The following is a 17519-nucleotide window of genomic DNA, read 5'->3' as shown; positions in this document are numbered from 1 at the left end:
GACGGCCTGGGTCAGCCCCTGCTGCCCGGCAGGGCCCGGCGCAGCCGGTTGGCCACCCGCACCTCGGGCCGGTGGCGCAGCCGCGCGATCTCGGCCTCGAGCGACGCCGCGTGCGCCCGGGTGAGCGCGAGCTCCTCCTGGGCCAGCCGGCGCTCGTGGTCGACGGCGCCCAGCCGGTCGCTCGCGGCGTTGATCTCCCCGCGCAGCTCGGCCTCGAGGGTCTTCAGGGCGCGGGCGCTCTCCTCCTCGCTCAGCCGGAGTCGCTCCTCGGCCGAGGTGAGCATGCTGAACCCGCGCGCCTCGGAGTCGCGGAGGGCCGGTGCGAACTCGCGGAAGCGCTCGAGCACGCCCGGGTCGAAGGGCACGTCGGCGACGGGGGACGCGAGCGTGCCGGCGAGCATCCGCTCTTCGACGAAGTGGCCGGCGGCGACCCCGTCGGCCAGCTCCTGCTCGTCGGGGTGGCGCAGCAGGTAGAACGGCAGCAGCGCACCCGACTGCAGGCGCCGGTAGTCGCGCATGCCGTGGTGGTTCGGGCTCGGGGTGAGCTCGGGGTTCTCGTCGTAGGCTCGGCCCGAGACCTCGACCTTGTGCCGGTACTGGGCCCAGGAGCGCCAGGGCAGGTGCAGCACCTCGATGGCGAGCTCCTCGGGCGGCAGCCCGGCCGAGGCGATGCTGACGAAGTGGTTGCCCTGGATGACGTCGACCTCGGGGTCGCCCACGTGCACCGCGTCGGCCGTGGGGTGGTCGCGGAGGCCGGTGGCGCGCAGCTGCTCGACGGGGCGGTGGTCGCGGTAGACCAGCCGGTCGAAGCCCGTGCCCGCCGCCGCGGCCGTGCCGGTGAGGTTCGTGACCGGCACGAGGAAGGAGCGGATGGCGGGGTCGAGCCGCTCGAACACCTGGTGCAGCGTGAGCGAGCGGTCGACGGGGGCGAAGAACTCGTCGGCGTCGGCGTTGATCACCCAGTCGGCGCCGTGCAGGGCGGCGGCGTCGCGGGCCATCCGGGTGACCACGGGGCTCTGCTGCTTGCGGTGCACGGGATCGTGCCGCAGCTCGATGCGCCCGTCGTCGGCGTAGCGCTCGAGGATCTCGGCGGTTCCGTCGCCCGAGCCGTTGTCGGTGACGATGAGCACGTCGACGCCCTGCGCGAGGTGGTGGTCGATCATGGGCCCGATGATGTCCGCTTCGTCGCGCACCATCAGGGTCATTGCGAGCTTCACCGGGCGGATCTCCATCTCTGGTCGGGTTCGTCCAGCCTCCACCCTAGCGAACGCACCCCGGGCCGGGCCGAGCCGGGGCTGAGCCGGGCGGGGGCCGGCGCTCAGTGCGCCGAGCGGCGCCGCACGAAGGCCGAGCGCACGCCGAGCCCGAGCGACAGCACCGCGCGCAGCGGCCACCAGAGCGGCCCCGCGTACTTCTTGGCGAGGAACCGCTTCGCGCTGTCGTGGTGTGCCTGGAGCATCCGCGCCGACTCGGTGGTGGTGGAGTGGGCGCCGGTGTGCAGCACCTCGGCGGCCGGCTCGTAGACGTTGCGCCAGCCCGCCCGGCCGATGCGGTAGCCGAGGTCGACGTCCTCGAAGTACATGAAGTAGCCGGTGTCGAAGCCGCCGAGGGCGTCGAACACCTCCCGTCGCACGAGGAAACAGGAGCCCGACAGCCAGCCCGCGTCCCGGCGCACCGGGTTCTCACCGATCTCGAGGCGGTACGAGCGTGTCCACGGGTTGGTCGGCCAGACGTTGGCGAACAGCGCGTGCCCGATGCCGTTGCGGATCGAGGGCACCGAGCGCGCCGAGGGGTACGCGCTGCCGTCGCTCTCCAGGATCTTCGGCCCGATCGCCCCGGCGTCTCCCAGCTCGAGCATGGTGTCGACGAGCACGTCGACCGACCCGGGCGCGAGCACGACGTCGGGGTTGGAGACCAGCACGAACTCGTGGCCGCCGCCGAGCGAGGCCACCGCCTCGTTGATCGCGTGCCCGTAGCCGACGTTGCCGGTCATCGGCAGGTACCGGCCGCCGGCGTCGGCGACCAGGCGCTCGAGCTCGGCACGCGCGGGCGAGCCCGGCTTGTTGTCGGCCACGACCACGTCGACGTCGGTGCGGGCCGCGGCGGCCGGCACCGAGTCGAGGAACGGCCCGAGCACGGCGGCCGAGTCGTAGCTCACGGTCACCACCGCGATGCGGGGGCGGGCTCCGGATGCGCGCTGCGCCGTCACGCGGCCACCTCCGTCGTGACGCCCGCCTCGGCGTAGGCGTCGAGGTGCACCCGCGCGCAGGCGGCCCAGGTGAACTCCTGCGAACGCCGGAGGGCGGCACCGGACAGCTCCGCGCGCCGCCCCGGCTCGTCGAGCAGCCGGCCGAGGGCCTCGGCGATCGACCGCGCATCCGGCTCGGTGTAGGCCACGGCGTCGCCGCCGACTTCGGGGATGGAGAGCCGATCGGTGGTGAGCACCGTGCCGCCGCTCGCCATCGCCTCGAGCACGGGCAGCCCGAAGCCCTCGCCGAGCGAGGGATAGGCGACGACGGTGGCGCCGCCGAGGAACGCGCCGAGCTCCTCGAGCGGGAGGTAGCCGGCCTCGGTGACACCGTCGCGCGGCGCGTCGAGCAGGCGCGCGGCCTCCTCGTCCCAGCCGCGGGAGCCCGAGAGCACGAGGTCGGGGGTGCCGAGGCCGCGAGCGCTGCGCTCGGCGCGGAGGCTCGCGTAGCCGGCGAGCAGGGCGGGCACGTTCTTGCGCGGCTCGATGGTGCCGAGGAAGGCGATCCAGCCATGGTCGCCCAGGCCGTGCGCCGCGGCGAAGGCCTCGACGGCGGCGGGTGCCGGCGGCCGGAAGACCGCAGGGTCGACGCCGAGGTAGGCCACGCGGATCTCGGGGCGCACGGCCACGGCGTCGCGCACCGCCTGCGCGGTGGCCCGGCTCGGCGCCACGAGGGCGTCGGCGCGACGGGCGGCAGAGCGCGTCCAGCTCGTGAAGAAGGTGCGCTTCAGCCGCGAGTGCACGCCGGGGTCGGTGAAGAAGGTGGCGTCGTGCAGGGTGACGACCCGGGCCCGCCGGGCCGCGAGCGGGAAGGTGTAGTGCGGCGAGTGGATGGCCGCGACCCCGAGCCGGGCGGCCAGCCGAGGCAGGCCGAGCTGCTCCCAGGCGAGCCGCACCGGGCGCTTCGCGAGCGAGGCCGGCCCCGCGTGATAGCGGTGGCCGGGCGCCGCGGAGCGCAGGCGGTCGAGGTCGCCCGGCTTCACCACGACGTCGAGCGACACCCCGAGCTCGGCGAGGCCCGTGAGCAGCCCCTCGATGTAGCGGGCGACTCCGCCCCACGAGGGCGGCAGGCTCGTCGCGTCGAGGAGGACTGGGATCTGAGTGCTCACCACGCTGTCCTAGGTCTCGTTCCGGGAGGGGCGCCCGGAGGCAGCCTCCAGCATACCCGCCGCCTCGCGGCTCACTCGGCGACCAGGAAGGCCGCGACGGCCCGCCGCGGCACCCGGGCGGCGCGGTCGATCCGCACCCGTCGGGCGAGGTTCGCGGGGGTCAGACGCAGGGCGGAGCCGAACGAGCGCAGACGCCGGCGGGCGTCGGCGCGGTGCTCCGGCGTGGGGGTGCGCGCCACGACGAGCAGGGCACGCAGGGTGCCGGCTGCGGTGCGGGCCACGGCGGTGAGGGCGACGGGGGCCGGCGCGTGGCGGAGGGCCACGAGCATCCGGTTGCGCTCGTTGCTGAAGCGGAAGACGTCGCTGCCCGTGCCCGAGGAGGCGGCGTGCGCGTGGTGCACGACGGCGTCGGGGGAGTAGCGGATGCTCCAGCCCGCGCGCCGCAGCCGCCAGGAGAGGTCGGTGTCCTCGTAGTACATGAACAGGCTCTCGTCGAACAGCCCCACATCGTCGAGGGCGCGGGCGTCGAGGGCCGCGGCGCCGCCCGAGAAGCCCATCACCTCGCCGGCCGGGCGGTGCTCGTCGGCGGCGGGCACGAGCCAGTCGCGGTCGCGGCCGTTGCCCGAGCGGGTCGTCTCGTTGCCGGTGCTGTTGACGAGCACGGGGTCGGTGCCGGCGAGCAGGATCCGCGCGGTGACGGCCCCGCGCCGCTCGGTGGTGCGGCCCCCGCTCGCGTCGCCCTCGGCCCCGCGCAGCTCGTCGACCAGGGCCGCCACGAAGCCCGGCTCGGCCTCGGCGTCGTTGTTGAGCAGCACGTAGACGTCGGCCGGGCGGGCGCGGATGCCCGTGTTCACGCCCGCGCCGAAGCCGTCGTTGCGGCCGCCGTCGACCACGAGGTGCTGCGGATGCCGCTGCCGGAGCAGCGCGAGCGAGTCGTCGCCCGATCCGTTGTCGACGACCACGACGGCGAGGTCGAGCCCGCGCTCGGCGAGACCGGTCTGCCGTTCCAGCGAGGCGACGGCCCGGGAGGTGAGATCGGGCTGGCGCCAGTTCACCAGGATCGCCGAGACGGCGACCCGGGCATCCGCTTCACCGGTCATGCTGAAGCCCCGGCGCTCAGGCGCCGACGACGCGGATCTCCGGCTGGGCGTGCACGATGCCGACCGCGAGGTCGTAGTAGGGCACGTCGAACGAGACGGCCTGCGGCACGTCGTGCACGTGGGCGCGCTCGCGGTTCATCAGCGTGGAGTTGATGAAGTACTTGCCGGTGCCGAACTGCACGTCGCGCAGCACGAACTCCACCGTGGTGGGGGCGCGCAGCGTGCCGAGGTCGAGCTTCATGCGCGGCGAGGCGGTGCCGTAGACCGGCACGCCCTGCACGTTGTCGATCTGGATCGCGGCGATCCAGTCGGGCAGGCCCGTGGGGTGCTCGTAGGTGACGCGCACGATCAGGTCGTCGCCCGGATGCACGGGGTCGCCCTCGGCGCGGCCGGCGGCGTGCACCGTGGTGGAGACGATGCGCCCGTCGTTCACGGGCACCTTCTCTTCATGGGTGGCGTTGTGCGCCTCGGCCTCGCCCTGGCGGCGCTCCTCGAGCACGTCGCGGAAGTCGCGCACGGCCTCGTGGGGCACGCCGTCGAAGAGCACCTCGCCCTTGTTCAGCAGCACGGCGCGGTCGCAGAACTCGGTGATCTGACCGAGCGAGTGGGTGACCAGCACGATCGTGCGGCCCTCCCGCTGGAACGAGCGGATCTTGTCGAGGCACTTGCGCTGGAAGGCCTCGTCGCCGACGGCGAGCACCTCGTCGACGAGCAGCAGGTCGGGGTCGACGTGCACGGCCACCGCGAAGGCGAGCCGCACGTACATGCCCGAGGAGTAGAACTTCACCTGGGTGTCGATGAAGTCCTTGATGCCCGAGAACTCGACGATGTCATCGAAGTAGAGGTCGGTCTGCTTGCGCGAGAGACCCAGGATCGAGGCGTTCAGGTAGACGTTCTCGCGCCCGGTCAGGTCTTGGTGGAAGCCGGCGCCGAGCTCGAGCAGCGCCGCCAGCCGGCCGCGCCGGCGGATGGTGCCGGTGGTGGGCTGGATGATGCCGCCGATGGTCTTCAAGAGGGTCGACTTGCCCGAGCCGTTCGGCCCGATCAGGCCGATGGTCTGGCCGGAGCCGATCTCGAGCGAGACGTTCTTCAGGGCCCAGAAGTCCTCTTTGAACTGCTTCGAACGGCCGGCGTTGACCAGGCGCTCCTTGAGGCTCTTCTCCTTGCGGATGATGAACCGCTTCGAGACGTCGTTGACCTCGACGACGGGGACGTGCTCTGCCATCACAGCTCCTGTGCGAAGTCGCCCTGAAGGCGGCTGAAGACTCGTTGGGCGGCGAACAGGGCGACGAGGCCCACGGCGCCGGCGATCAGCATCCGGATGGCCAGGTGCGGCAGGGGGACGCCGTTGGACGCCTCCGACCAGAAGGCCTCCTGGAAGCCCAGCACGGCGAGCGTGATGGGGGAGTTGACGTAGATCTCGAGCAGCCACTGCGGCAGGATCGCCGCGGCCTGCTGCCACGAGTAGAGGATGGGGGAGGCCCACATGAGCAGCAGCAGCACGACCTCGACGAGGTACTGGATGTCGCGGAGGTAGACGTTCAGCGCCGCGAGCAGCACGCCGACGGCGGTGCCCCAGATCAGGATGAGCACGAGCGCGCCGAGGCCGAACAGCAGCTGCGGCCCGAAGCTCAGGGTGCCCACGACGATCGACGCGATGATCAGGATGACGAACTGCACGGCGAAGTTGAACAGCGCCGAGCCGACGGCGGCGAGCGGGAAGATCTCGCGCGGCAGGTAGACCTTCTTCACCAGGCCCGCGTTCGCGATGATGGAGCCGGTGCCCGCGCCCACGATCTCGCTGAACAGCGTGTAGATCGTCAGGCCGGCGAAGATGTAGATGGCGAAGTTCTCGATGCCGCGGGCGGCGCCGAGGAACTGGCCGATCACCAGGTAGTAGATGAACAGCTGGGTCAGCGGCTTGGCGAGGCTCCAGAGGAACCCGCCCGCGCTGTCCTTGTAGCGCGACTTGAGCTCGCGCCCCGTGAGCAGACGGAGCAGCCGACGCTGCTCCCAGATCTCGCGCACGGAGGCGATCGTTCCCGTCACGCCCGAGCTGCGGCCGCCGGCCTGCTGCCAGGGCTCGGTGCTCAATCGATTCGCCCGCTGCAGCGGGGACTCTTGCAAGCCAGTCATGCTTCCGGCCTCCAAAGCCATCATCCGGGTAGGTCAGCGGTCACCGCCGACTGCCGGGATCGAGGATACAACACGGCCCCTGGGCGAAGGCCCGGGGCGCGGCGTCAGCGGCGGCCGGCGCGGGCGTGCTCAGAACGGGAGCGCACCTTGGCGATCAACGACGAGACGCCGCCGTTCGTGAGGTAGTGCCTGGCCAGCGCGATGTCGCGACCGAGACCGTGCCGCCTGGTCGAGATGGCCTGGAACTTCTCCTCGGCCGTGACGGGGCGGCTGCGGCGGCCGGCCCCGCCGAGCGCGATCGGCGCCGAGAGCGAGCCGAGCACGCGGTCGGCGGCCGGGTGGGGGTCGCGGCAGAACTCCACCAGCGGGCGGAGGGTCTGCTCCCAGGTGAACTGCTCGCGCACCCGGCCGACCGCCTCGACGGCCGCGGCGCGCTCGGCGTCGTCGTAGAGCATCCGCTCGAGGGCGTCGGCGAGGGCGTCGACGTCGCGCTCGGGCACGCTCACGCCGAGACCCTCCTTCTCGACCAGGTCGCCGAAGCTGTCGCCGCGGGTGGTGACGATCGGCAGCGAGGCCCAGAGGTAGTCCAGGATGCGCGTGCGGAACGAGAAGGTCGTCTCGATGTGGTCGAAGTGGGTGCTGACGCCGACGTCGGCCTCGAGCAGGTAGTTCTGCCGGTCGTCGAGGTCGACCCAGGAGTCGTTGAAGAAGACGTGCCGGCCGGTGAGGCCGAGCTCCTCGGCGAGCCGGCGGGTCTGCTGCACGATCGCCATCTCGGGCACGTCGGGGTTCGGATGCGCGACGCCCATGAAGAACAGCCGCACGTCGGGGCGCCGCTCGGCGAGTGCCCCGATCGCCCGCACGAGGGTGAGGGTGTCGAACCAGTTGTAGATGCCGCCGCCCCAGATGACGAGCTTGTCGTCCTTCCCGATGCCGGGCACGACGCCGCGCACCGCGTCGCGGGTGTGCCGCGGCGGAGTCGAGTCGAGGCCGAAGGGCGCGATCGAGATGAGCTCGTCGAGCGAGTCGTCGGCGGCGTAGTTCGCGGGGTTGATGCGGCCGAGGGCGGCGAGCTGGCCGAGCCAGAACAGGCGCTGCCGCTCGGAGGCGCAGAGGAAGAAGTCGGCGCGGGAGAGCTGCGCGTTCAGCACCTCGGTGGCCGAGCGCACGATGTTCGTCCAGCGCTCGGTGCCGAACTCGCGGCCCTGCTCGAGCTGCTCGAGGTGCATCGGGTCGTAGATGTCGGCGACGACGATCTTCTCGCTCTTCTGCAGGGTGGTGAAGTGGTGCAGCGCGTAGCCCTGGAAGAAGACGATGTCGGCCCACTCCTCGTGCACCGCCATCTGGCGCTCGTTCTGCAGCTGCACGTGCGCGACCTCGAAGCGGTCGGAGTGGCGCTTCGCGGCGTTCCAGGTGACCAGGCGCACGTCGTGCTCGGCGCTCAGCGCCTCGCTGATCTTCCAGGCGCGGAGGCCGGGGCCGGCCATCTTCTCGCCCAGCGCGTCGCCCGTGATCACGAGCACGTGCCGCCGGTCGGTGGCCGCCTCGATCTCGAAGGCGTCGACCACGGCGCGGAAGCCCGAGAGGTAGGAGGAGTCGCCGATCAGCGGGTGGATCATGTTGCCGAACAGCCGGAACAGCTCGGCGTCGGTGCGCCGGCGGGCGGACTGCAGCTCGTCGCGGGTCGCGGAGAGCGACTCGAGCTCTTCGACGAACTGGTCGAGCGCGAACAGGCTCGCGAGCGACTCCTTCGACACCGGCGTCGTCGCGTCGAACTCGTCGGCGGCGCCGTCGAAGCGGCGGATGTCGAACAGCTGCGAGTCGAGGTCGCTCTTCGCGACCGCACGCCGGGCGAGCAGCGCCATCGCCCCGGGCAGGAAGCGGCCGAGGTTCTCGGCCGAGAGGTTCTTGTAGAGCGTGGCGAGGGCGTTCCGCTCCAGCAGGTAGCTCTCGCGGTAGGGGCCGAAGCTGCGCATCGAGGCGTGGTGGCGGTGGTAGACGATCGAGGCCGGGGCGAAGCGCACGCGGTGGCCCAGCAGGTTCAGGCGCCAGCCGAGGTCGACGTCCTCGTAGAACATGAAGAAGCGTTCGTCGAAGCCGCCCGCCTCGGCGAAGGCGGAGGCGCGCACGAACAGGGCGGAGCCCGTGCCGTAGAGGATGTCGCGGGGCTCGCGGAAGCGCTCGTCGTCGGGCTGGTTCTCGTGATCCTTGTAGCCCATGCCGAACCAGGTCAGGCTGCCGCCGACGAAGTCGACCACCTTGCCCTCCCAGTCGAGCACCTTGCTGCCGACCGCGGCGACGGCGGGGCTGGTGTCGAACTGCGCCACCGCCTCCCGCACCCAGGCGGGGTGCGGCTTGGCGTCGCTGTTCAGGAAGGCCACGAATTCGCCGCGCGCGTTCGCCGCGCCGAGGTTGGAGCCGCCGGCGAAGCCGAGGTTCTCGGCCGACTCGATCACGCGCACGCGCTCGTCGCCGGCGAAGGCGGCGGTGAGCCGGGCGAGGCTGTCGTCGCCCGATCCGTTCTCGACCACGACGACGTCGAGCCGCTCGCGCGGCCAGTCGACGGCGCCCAGCTGCGAGACGCACTCGATGGTGTCGTCGGCGCCGCGGAAGTTCACCACGACCACCGACACGACTCCGGGCTGGGCTTTCGGCATGGCGATCTTCACCCGATCAGCCTATCGCCGGAGCGTCAGCGGGCATCCGGGAACGCGGTGCCTAGGATCGGGGACATGGCACGTTCGACTCTCCTCCGCGCATCCGTCAGCACGCTCATCGTCGCCGCGGCGGCCCTGTCGACGGCCGGCTGCATCGGCGGGGCGGCCGCCCCGAGCCCCACGGCGAGCTCGCCGGCGCCGACCCGCTCGGCCACGCCGACGCCGACGCCGACCCCCACCCCGACGCCGACGACCGCTCCCGAGCCGACGCCGACGCCCACCCCCACGACGCCCGAGTCCTCCGTGGTCTCGCTGGAGATCCTCAACAGCTCCTGGGACCCCTCCACCTCGACCGTCTCGGTCGCGGGCATGGTCACCGACCTCGTCTCCTCGACCGGCACCTGCACCGTCACCGTCAGCCAGGGCGATCAGAGCGCCACCATCGAGGGGGCGGGCATGGCGGATGCGATGGTCACCTACTGCTCGAACCTCGCGGTCGTGCTGCCTGCCGGCGCGACCGGCACCTGGAACGTCGAGCTGACCTTCACCGACCCGACCCACTCCGGTTCGACCAGCGGCACCGTCGACCTCGTCTGACGGGCGGAGCTCCCAGGCGACGACGTCCGAAGCCGATTACAGTAGGGGGGTTTCCCCCGTCATGAAGGATCGGTACCGGGCATGAGCTCAGCAGTGACACCCCCCGACGGCGACGTCGCGAACGAGTTGCGCGAACTGCGCCTCGAGGTCGCGGCGCTCCGCGCCCAGCTCGCACGGCGCACGGCGGAGACGGAGGAGTACCGCCGGCGCCTCGTGGCCAGCCGCAACCAGGCCGAGCGCCTCTCCACCCAGCTGAAGGCCCTCCGCGGCTCCAGCTCGTGGTCGATCACCCGGCCGCTGCGCATGCGCCGGCGCAAGGCGCTCAACAACGGCTGGACCTGATCCCGTGAGCACGAGAGTCCTCGACAAGGTGCTCCCGCTCACCGTCGTCGAGAGCACCAAGAGGCGCCTGCCCGCCACCGACCGCGTCGCGGTCGTCGCGAGCTACGGCACCTCCTCGACCGTCTCGCTGTCGCTGTCCTGCATGGTCGCGCGCCTCGAGGAGGCCGGCTACGAGGTGGTCGTGGTGCGGGCATCCGACGACCACGCCCCGCTGGACTGGTCGCGCGGGCCGGCGAACGACGCGATCGTGGTGCGGAAGCCGAACATCGGCTACGACTTCGGCTCCTGGGCGACCGGCCTCGAGCTGTTCCCCGAGATCCGCCGTAAGCCCTACGTGCTGCTGACGAACGACTCGCTCGTGGGGCCGTTCGCGAGCCTCGCGCCCATGGTCGAGGACTTCGAGACGAGCTTCTTCGACGTCTGGGGCGGCACCTGGACGAGCCAGTACATGCAGCACCTGCAGAGCTTCCTGATGGGGTTCAAGGGCGGCGTGCTCGATGATGCGACGCTCCGCCACTTCTGGCAGAACCTGCCCGAGCAGCCCACCAAGTTCGACATCATCGACAAGTACGAGCTGGGGCTCAGCCGCCTGCTCTACGGCGAGGGCTACGTCTCGGGCGCCTGGTTCGACTACGAGCTCGTCGTGCAGTACACGCAGAACCCCACCATCCAGGGCTGGAAGGGGCTGCTCGAGCACGGCTTCCCGTTCGTCAAACGGGAGCTCGTGACCAACCCGGGTATCGTGGGGGACGCTTTCGAGGTGCCCGCCGTGATCGAGCGGATGTTCGGCGAAGACCCGCGCGACTGGGTCTGAGAGCCCACCAGGCTGTGAGAGTTAGAGGGTCATGAGAAAAATCACCATCGGCGGAGTCAAGCGCCGCACCGGCCGCGCCATGCTCAAGGTGGGCGACAAGCTCGCCGAGTCGCCGGCCCCCGCCGCACCCGACGACTTCCCCGCGGGCTTCAGCTCCTGGGCGTACAACCGCAGCAGCCGGCTCAAGGCGCTGTACCCGGGCGAGTGGAAGAAGCAGTTCGTCGCCGAGCCCGCCACCTCCCGGGTGGCCGTGGTGGTGCACGTGTTCTACACCGACCTCGTCGCGCAGATCCTGCAGTCGCTCGAGGCCCTGCCGGTGCAGTTCGACCTGATCGTCACGAACGCCTCGGGGGAGGAGCTGTCGCTCGACACCTCCCGGCTCACGAACGTCGACCGCGTGCAGGTGCTCGACATCGCCAACCACGGCCGCGACATCCTGCCGCTGGTCTCGGTGGTCAACGCCGGGCTCCTCGACCCCTACGAGCTCGTCTTCAAGGTGCACACGAAGAAGAGCGCCTGGCGCGAGGCGCACGGCGAGCTCGCCGGCTCGGGCGACGAGTGGCGCGAGAGCTTCTTCTCGGAGCTGGCCGGCTCGGTCGAGACGGTCACCCGGGTGCTGAACGAGTTCGCGAGCGACCCCGCCCTGGGCATCCTGACCTCGACCGGCAACGTGCTCGGCCCCGAGTTCTGGGGCGGCGACCGCGAGATCGTCGGGTCGCTGCTCCGGCGCATCCAGATTGACCGCGACGAGGACCGCCTGCGCTTCGCCGCCGGCAGCATCTACTGGGTGCGCGGCTTCCTGCTGCAGGGCCTCCGCGCCTTCGAGCTGCAGGCCTCCGACTTCGAGGAGGAGGCCGGCCAGGTCGACGCCACCACCGCGCACGCGATCGAGCGCATCCTCGGGATCGTCGCCGGTGAGGCCGGCTACGACGTGCGCGACGCCTCGACGCTGACCGCGACGGCCGAGGGCACCGCCTTCGAGCGGTTCGGGGCGGATGCGGTGGTGCAGCCCCGCGCCCGGGTCATCCCGTTCTACCTGCCGCAGTTCCACACCTTCCCCGAGAACGACGAGTGGTGGGAGAAGGGCTTCACCGAGTGGTCGAACGTGGCCGCCGGAACGCCGCTGTACCCCGGCCACATCCAGCCGCTGCTGCCGAGCGAGCTCGGCTTCTACGACCTCCGCACGCCCGGCGTGCGCGACGCCCAGTACGAGCTCGCCACCGCGGCGGGCCTCGAGGGCTTCATGTACTACTACTACTGGTTCGCGGGCAAGAAGCTGATGGACCTCCCGGTGGAGGAGCTCGCGGCCTCCGACTCCGACCAGCCGTTCTGCATCATGTGGGCGAACGAGAACTGGACCAGGCGCTGGGACGGCAGCGAGAAGAACATCCTGATCGCGCAGGACTACGACCGCGTCTCGGCGAAGCAGTTCATCCACGACGTGCTGCACCTGATCACCGACCCGCGCTACATCCGCATCGACGACAAGCCGGTGATCGCGGTCTACCGCATCACCCAGATCCCCGACCACGTCGAGGTCGTCGCGCACTGGCGCCAGGTGGCCGAGGAGGCGGGCCTGCCCGGCCTCCACCTCGTGACGGTCGACGTCGGCACCTCGATGCAGGGCGTCGAGGGGTCCCTCGCCGAGCACGGACTAGACGCCTACCTCGAATTCGCGCCGCACAACATGTTCTGGCAGTCGCTGCCCCGCGACCACCGCGGGCTCGACGAGCGCTTCAAGGGCAACCTGCTCTCCTACCCGGCCATGGCCGAGAAGGCGGAGGAGCGGCTGAACACCGCCCCGCCCGCCCACCGGTACCCGGGCGTGATGGTGAACTTCGACAACACCGCCCGCCGGCAGTGGCAGCCCGACATGTGGTACGGCTCGAACCCGTTCACCTTCCGGCGCTGGCTGAACACCACCGTCTCCTCGGTGGCCGAGCGGCCGCGCGACGAGCGGGTCGTCTTCGTCAACGCGTGGAACGAATGGGCCGAGGGCGCGGTGCTGGAGCCGTCGCAGCGCTACGGCCGCACCTACCTGCTCGCGGTGCGGGACGTGCTGCACCGCTGACACGCCGCAACCGGGCGAGTCCCCGGGCTTCGCACAGCCTCTCTTTAGGATGAGGTGTGATGAGCGGAGCCACGATGACACGCACGACCACTCGACGGGGACTGGTCGCAGCCGTTCTCAGCCTGATCCTCGTCGTGGCCGGCCTGACCGCCGCCGGTGCCGAGCCCGCCTCGGCCGCGGCGCCCGTGCTCACCCGCAGCGCCCCGCAGGCCCTCGTCACCGCGACCGCGGCCGACTTCGACCCCGGCAACATCATCAGCGACGAGAACTTCTTCAACGGCGGCGCCATGTCGGCCGGTGCGGTGCAGAACTTCCTCAACAGCCAGGTGTCGAGCTGCCGCTCGGGCTACACCTGCCTGAAGGACTACCGGCAGACCACCTGGTCGCGCTCGGCCGACGCGATGTGCAACGCCTACTCCGGGGCGCCCAACGAGACCTCGGCGACCATCATCTACAAGGTCGGCCAGGCCTGCAACGTCAGCCAGTCGGTGCTGATCGTGCTGCTGCAGAAGGAGCAGTCGCTGATCACCGACTCCTGGCCGAGCCAGAGCCAGTACACCTCGGCGACCGGCTTCGCGTGCCCCGACACCGCTCCCTGCGACGCGGAGTTCTCGGGCTTCTACAACCAGGTCTACAAGGCGGCCTGGCAGTACAAGCGCTACACGAACCCCGCCGGCACCTCGGCGTTCTTCACCTGGTTCCCGGTGGGCAAGTACTCGGCCGTGCGCTACCACCCGAACGCCGCCTGCGGCTCCTCGCCCGTGCTGATCAAGAACAAGGCGACCGCCGGCCTCTACTACTACACGCCGTACCAGCCCAACGCGGTCGCGATGTCGAACCTCTACGGCGGCCAGAACGACGGTTGCTCCTCGTACGGCAACCGCAACTTCTGGCGCCTGTACACCGACTGGTTCGGCGACCCCCGCAGCAGCAGCAACCCGCACGGTGCGCTCGACACGGTCAAGCCGGTCGCCGGCGGCGTGCAGGTCACCGGCTGGGCCGTCGACCCCGCGAAGGACAGCCCCGTCACCGTGACCATCTCGGTCGACGGCGTCTCGTCGAACCTCACCGCGGACAAGCCGCTCGGCTGGATCCCGGTGCTCTACCCGAACCTCGGGCCGAACCACGGCTTCAACGGCATCGTCGGCGCCTCCGCGGGCACCCACACCGTCTGCGCCGCGAAGTCCAACGGCACCGACCTCGGCTGCCGCACGGTGACGGTGCCGAAGAGCACTGCCGCGGGCTACCTCGACACCGCCGAGGGCGTCGTCGGGGGCATCCGGGTCGCCGGCTGGTCGCTGAACACCGCCAGCGCCGCGCAGACCTACATCTGGGTCGACGTCGACGGCCAGGGCCAGAACTACAAGGTCGACAAGCCGCTCGGCTGGACCCCGGTGCTCTACCCGGGCACCGGCAACCTGCACGGCTTCGACCGGGTGGTACCCGCCAAGCCCGGTACCCACCAGGTCTGCGTCTCGGGTTACGCCGGCGTGCTGCTGCGCTGCGCGACCGTGACGGTGCCGACGAACGAGACCGGAGCGGTGCAGAGCGCCACCGGTCAGCTCGGCTCGGTCACCGTCACCGGCTGGAGCCTCGACAAGCGGAGCACGGCGCCGAGCTACGTCTGGATCAACGTCGACGGCAAGGGCAAGGCGTACTACGCCGGCGAGAACAACGACGCGGCCGCCGCCGCCTGGCCCGCGGCCGGCAAGCGCCACGGCTTCAGCGCGACGATCCTGGCCAAGCCCGGACGGCACGAGGTCTGCGTCATCGGCACCCTCGAGAACACCTCGTACGGCTGCCGCACGGTGACCGTGCCGAACAACGAGGTCGGCTCCTTCGACAGCGTGTCGGCCGAGATCGGCAAGATCAGCGTCAGCGGCTGGTCGCTCGACCAGACCTCCTCCGACTCGACCTACGTCTGGGTCTCCATCGACGGCAAGGGCGGCGGCGCGATCTGGGCCGGCGGCAAGCTGAACTGGATCGAGGGCCTGTTCCCGGGCAAGGGGCCCCGCCACGGCTTCAGCGGCTCGTTCCCGGCCACCTCGGGCGTGCACACCGTCTGCGTGACCGGCACGAAGGAGAACGTCTCCTACGGCTGCAAGCAGGTGACGGTGCCCTCCAGCGGCGCCGCGTCGTGGGACTCGCTGACCGCCTCCGACCAGAAGATCACCCTCACCGGCTGGGCGGTCGACCGCATCTCCACCACCCAGCAGTACGTCTGGATCACGGTCGACGGCAAGGGCGGCCCGTACCTCGCGGCCGACCGGCTCGACTGGATCGACTCGTACTTCCCGGGCGTGGGCAAGAACCACGGCTTCACCGTCTCACTCAAGGCGGGCGCCGGGCCGCACACGGTCTGCGTGCGGGCCAGCTTCGACGGCCAGGACCTCGGCTGCCGGACGATCGACGTGCCCTCCACCGGCGCCACGAGCATCGACTCGGTCACCGGCGTGAAGGGCGGCGTGAAGATCACCGGCTGGTCGGTCGACCGCAACTCGACCGCGACGACCTACATCTGGGTCGACGTCGACGGGAAGGGCGCCCCGATCGCGGCGGCGACCCGCCTGGACTGGATCGCGTCGTACTTCCCGGGCGTCGGCCCGCTGCACGGCATCGACACCGTCGTGCCGGCGAGCTCAGGGAGCCATCGGGTCTGCCTGACGGCGACCTTCGACAACCGCGACCTCGGCTGCCGCACCGTCGTCGTCCCCTGACCCCGTCGCCTCCCCGGCCGCTCGTCCCGCCCAGCGGGTGAGTGGCAGGGGAGCGGCGACGAGCACCAGCAGGGCGACCGCAGCGACCACGGCGGCCGCCGGCGACAGCGGCCGGGCGGCCGAATCCTGCAGGGTGAAGGCGAAGTAGACGACGACGGTCGCGGCCGCCTGGAAGCCCAGAGCGACCAGGGCGGGACGCGGGGCGCGCTCGGCCGCCCAGGCGATCGGGATCAGCACCAGGGCGAGCATCCAGGCGTGGGAGCCCTGCGCCACGAAGGTGGCGTTCGGCAGGAACATCGCGAGCACCCAGACGATCAGGCACAGGCCGAACCCGGCCAGGACGAGCAGTCGCAGCCGCGCTGTCCCGTCGAGGCTCCGGCGGTGCCGGAGCGACCACAGCAGCATGGCGACGAGGGCGACGACGGCCGGCAGCCCCAGGGCGAACAGCGTGCTGGTCCAGTCCTCGACCCGGAAGAAGCGCACGAGGTCGACCCGGGGGCCCTGCAGGCGGTGCAGCTGGTCGATGCCGAGCAGCGTGACCACGTTCTCCACCCGGTTCGTCAGCAGCTCGCTGAGCGGGGTGGAGCGGTACTGGTCGAGCAGCACGGTCGGGAAGGAGTCGGGGGTGACCGGGATCCAGCCGGCGAGGTGCCACTTCAGCAGGCGGTCGCCTGGCGGGTCGACGAGGCGCTGGTAGAGCATCCACGGCAGGTAGAGCGCCAACCCCACGGCGCCGGCGACGACGACCGGAACGGAGGCCGAGAGCAGCGTGCGCCGGTGGGTGCGCAGCGCGTGCAGGCCGAGCAGCACGAGCACCGGCACGGTGAACGCCGCCGCCCCGTGCGCGAGCACCGCAAGGGCCGCCGCGGCGACCGCCAGCACGAACGGCCAGATCGTCCGCGGGGCGGCCCGGCGCATCGCCAGCAGGAAGGCCAGCGCCGAGAGCACCAGCGCGGCGGAGAGCAGCTTCGGCCAGGTGAACAGCGTGTTGACCATCACGGTCGGCACCAGGGCGGCGACGGACAGGGCAAGCACCGTCGAGCGGGGGGAGAAGGCGAGCATCCGGAGCAGGGCGTAGCCGGCGGGCAGCCAGAGCAGCTGGGCGAGCAGATCGGCCGCGAAGGCGGCCCCGTCGGGCAGCACGCCGCCGAAACCCACGACCGCGCCGCCGCCGAGCAGCTGGGCGAGGGCGACGACGGGGCCGAGCGCGAGCTCGAGGCCGGTCTGCAGCGGCGGACGGTCGCCGCCGTTCCAGTCGCCGATCATCGCGCGTGTGCTCTCGTCGAGGGCGAGGCGGTCGGCGAAGACGCCGGGGATGGTGTTGTCGCTCGGCAGGGCGAAGTGGAAGAAGCGGTCGGCCACCGTGGAGTACGGGTCGGCTCCCGGGCCCCAGAGCCAGGCGAAGGCCAGGGCGAAGACCGCGGCGGCCGCCACGAGCACCAGCACGGGGAGGCCGTCGCGCCACCGCCGCCAGACGCCCGTCCGCACGACCGCGACGACGGAGGCGACCAGCAGCGCGGCGGCGAGCACCAGGCCGAGGGGAGGGCTGAGCCAGAGGGCCACGAAGGCGAGCCAGGCGCTGCCGGCGACGCCGAGCACGCCGAACGCCGGGGCGAGGCCGGGGGTCGCGCGCCAGAGCCGGGCGGTCAGGCCGACGGCGGCGGCGAAGACGACGAGGAGCGGCACCGCCAGGGCGGCGACCCAGCCGAGCACGAGCCAGAGCGACAT

13 protein-coding genes are annotated in these 17519 nt (G+C 71.5%); 5 read left to right on the top strand and 8 right to left on the bottom strand.

Annotation, left to right across the window (positions count from 1 at the left end):
* Positions 1–11 precede the first annotated feature (11 nt).
* The 7 genes from ITJ64_RS18235 to ITJ64_RS18205 form a co-directional block, all read right to left on the bottom strand.
* Positions 12–1232 carry a glycosyltransferase family 2 protein gene (locus tag ITJ64_RS18235; protein ID WP_228508735.1) on the bottom strand — a complete coding sequence of 407 codons (1221 nt, stop codon included), beginning with the start codon at positions 1230–1232 and terminating at the stop codon, positions 12–14.
* An 86-nt stretch (positions 1233–1318) separates the two neighbouring features.
* Positions 1319–2209, bottom strand: a complete 891-nt coding sequence (locus ITJ64_RS18230; RefSeq protein WP_194682072.1) for a glycosyltransferase family 2 protein — start codon at positions 2207–2209, stop codon at positions 1319–1321.
* A complete protein-coding gene (locus ITJ64_RS18225; RefSeq protein ID WP_194682071.1) occupies positions 2206–3357 on the bottom strand; it encodes a glycosyltransferase family 1 protein in 1152 nt (383 codons plus the stop codon). Before ITJ64_RS18225 ends, ITJ64_RS18230 begins: the two co-directional genes overlap by 4 nt.
* Positions 3358–3428: 71 nt before the next feature.
* Positions 3429–4457: a glycosyltransferase family 2 protein gene (locus ITJ64_RS18220; RefSeq protein WP_194682070.1), complete on the bottom strand. Its 1029-nt coding sequence runs from the start codon at positions 4455–4457 to the stop codon at positions 3429–3431.
* Positions 4458–4473: 16 nt separating this feature from the next.
* The gene (locus ITJ64_RS18215) at positions 4474–5682 is read right to left on the bottom strand and encodes an ABC transporter ATP-binding protein (RefSeq protein ID WP_194682069.1); all 1209 of its coding nucleotides are present in this window, start codon (positions 5680–5682) and stop codon (positions 4474–4476) included.
* The gene (locus ITJ64_RS18210) at positions 5682–6593 is read right to left on the bottom strand and encodes an ABC transporter permease (protein WP_194682068.1); all 912 of its coding nucleotides are present in this window, start codon (positions 6591–6593) and stop codon (positions 5682–5684) included. Before ITJ64_RS18210 ends, ITJ64_RS18215 begins: the two co-directional genes overlap by 1 nt.
* Positions 6594–6697: 104 nt before the next feature.
* Positions 6698–9262, bottom strand: a complete 2565-nt coding sequence (locus ITJ64_RS18205) for a glycosyltransferase (protein ID WP_370545260.1) — start codon at positions 9260–9262, stop codon at positions 6698–6700.
* Positions 9263–9325: 63 nt separating this feature from the next.
* Between ITJ64_RS18205 and ITJ64_RS18200 the strand changes: the two genes are divergently transcribed.
* From ITJ64_RS18200 to ITJ64_RS18180, 5 genes are all read left to right on the top strand, one after another.
* A complete protein-coding gene (locus ITJ64_RS18200; RefSeq protein ID WP_194682067.1) occupies positions 9326–9847 on the top strand; it encodes a hypothetical protein in 522 nt (173 codons plus the stop codon).
* An 81-nt stretch (positions 9848–9928) separates the two neighbouring features.
* Positions 9929–10189: a hypothetical protein gene (locus ITJ64_RS18195; RefSeq protein WP_194682066.1), complete on the top strand. Its 261-nt coding sequence runs from the start codon at positions 9929–9931 to the stop codon at positions 10187–10189.
* Between the two features lie 4 nt (positions 10190–10193).
* On the top strand, positions 10194–11003 hold the full coding sequence (locus ITJ64_RS18190) for a rhamnan synthesis F family protein (RefSeq protein WP_194682065.1): 810 nt from the start codon (positions 10194–10196) through the stop codon (positions 11001–11003).
* A gap of 31 nt (positions 11004–11034) precedes the next feature.
* The gene (locus ITJ64_RS18185) at positions 11035–13074 is read left to right on the top strand and encodes a glycoside hydrolase family 99-like domain-containing protein (RefSeq protein ID WP_194682064.1); all 2040 of its coding nucleotides are present in this window, start codon (positions 11035–11037) and stop codon (positions 13072–13074) included.
* A 74-nt stretch (positions 13075–13148) separates the two neighbouring features.
* Positions 13149–15791 (top strand): hypothetical protein, encoded by a 2643-nt coding sequence (locus ITJ64_RS18180; protein ID WP_194682063.1) that lies wholly within the window; start codon positions 13149–13151, stop codon positions 15789–15791.
* Here the strand turns inward: ITJ64_RS18180 and ITJ64_RS18175 are convergent.
* A complete protein-coding gene (locus ITJ64_RS18175; RefSeq protein WP_194682062.1) occupies positions 15714–17519 on the bottom strand; it encodes a hypothetical protein in 1806 nt (601 codons plus the stop codon). The genes ITJ64_RS18180 and ITJ64_RS18175 overlap by 78 nt on opposite strands.

Origin of the sequence: Herbiconiux sp. VKM Ac-1786, from assembly GCF_015350805.1 — a bacterium.
GTDB lineage: Bacteria > Actinomycetota > Actinomycetes > Actinomycetales > Microbacteriaceae > Herbiconiux.
This window is presented reverse-complemented; position numbering and strand designations above follow the sequence as displayed.

Coding starts and splice junctions, on each gene's coding strand:
- ITJ64_RS18235 (WP_228508735.1), bottom strand. CDS start 1,232: ATGGAGATCCGCCCGGTGAAGCTCGCAATGACCCTGATGGTGCGCGAC.
- ITJ64_RS18220 (WP_194682070.1), bottom strand. CDS start 4,457: ATGACCGGTGAAGCGGATGCCCGGGTCGCCGTCTCGGCGATCCTGGTG.
- ITJ64_RS18215 (WP_194682069.1), bottom strand. CDS start 5,682: ATGGCAGAGCACGTCCCCGTCGTCGAGGTCAACGACGTCTCGAAGCGG.
- ITJ64_RS18210 (WP_194682068.1), bottom strand. CDS start 6,593: ATGACTGGCTTGCAAGAGTCCCCGCTGCAGCGGGCGAATCGATTGAGC.
- ITJ64_RS18200 (WP_194682067.1), top strand. CDS start 9,326: ATGGCACGTTCGACTCTCCTCCGCGCATCCGTCAGCACGCTCATCGTC.
- ITJ64_RS18195 (WP_194682066.1), top strand. CDS start 9,929: ATGAGCTCAGCAGTGACACCCCCCGACGGCGACGTCGCGAACGAGTTG.
- ITJ64_RS18185 (WP_194682064.1), top strand. CDS start 11,035: ATGAGAAAAATCACCATCGGCGGAGTCAAGCGCCGCACCGGCCGCGCC.
- ITJ64_RS18180 (WP_194682063.1), top strand. CDS start 13,149: ATGACACGCACGACCACTCGACGGGGACTGGTCGCAGCCGTTCTCAGC.
- ITJ64_RS18175 (WP_194682062.1), bottom strand. CDS start 17,519: ATGTCGCTCTGGCTCGTGCTCGGCTGGGTCGCCGCCCTGGCGGTGCCG.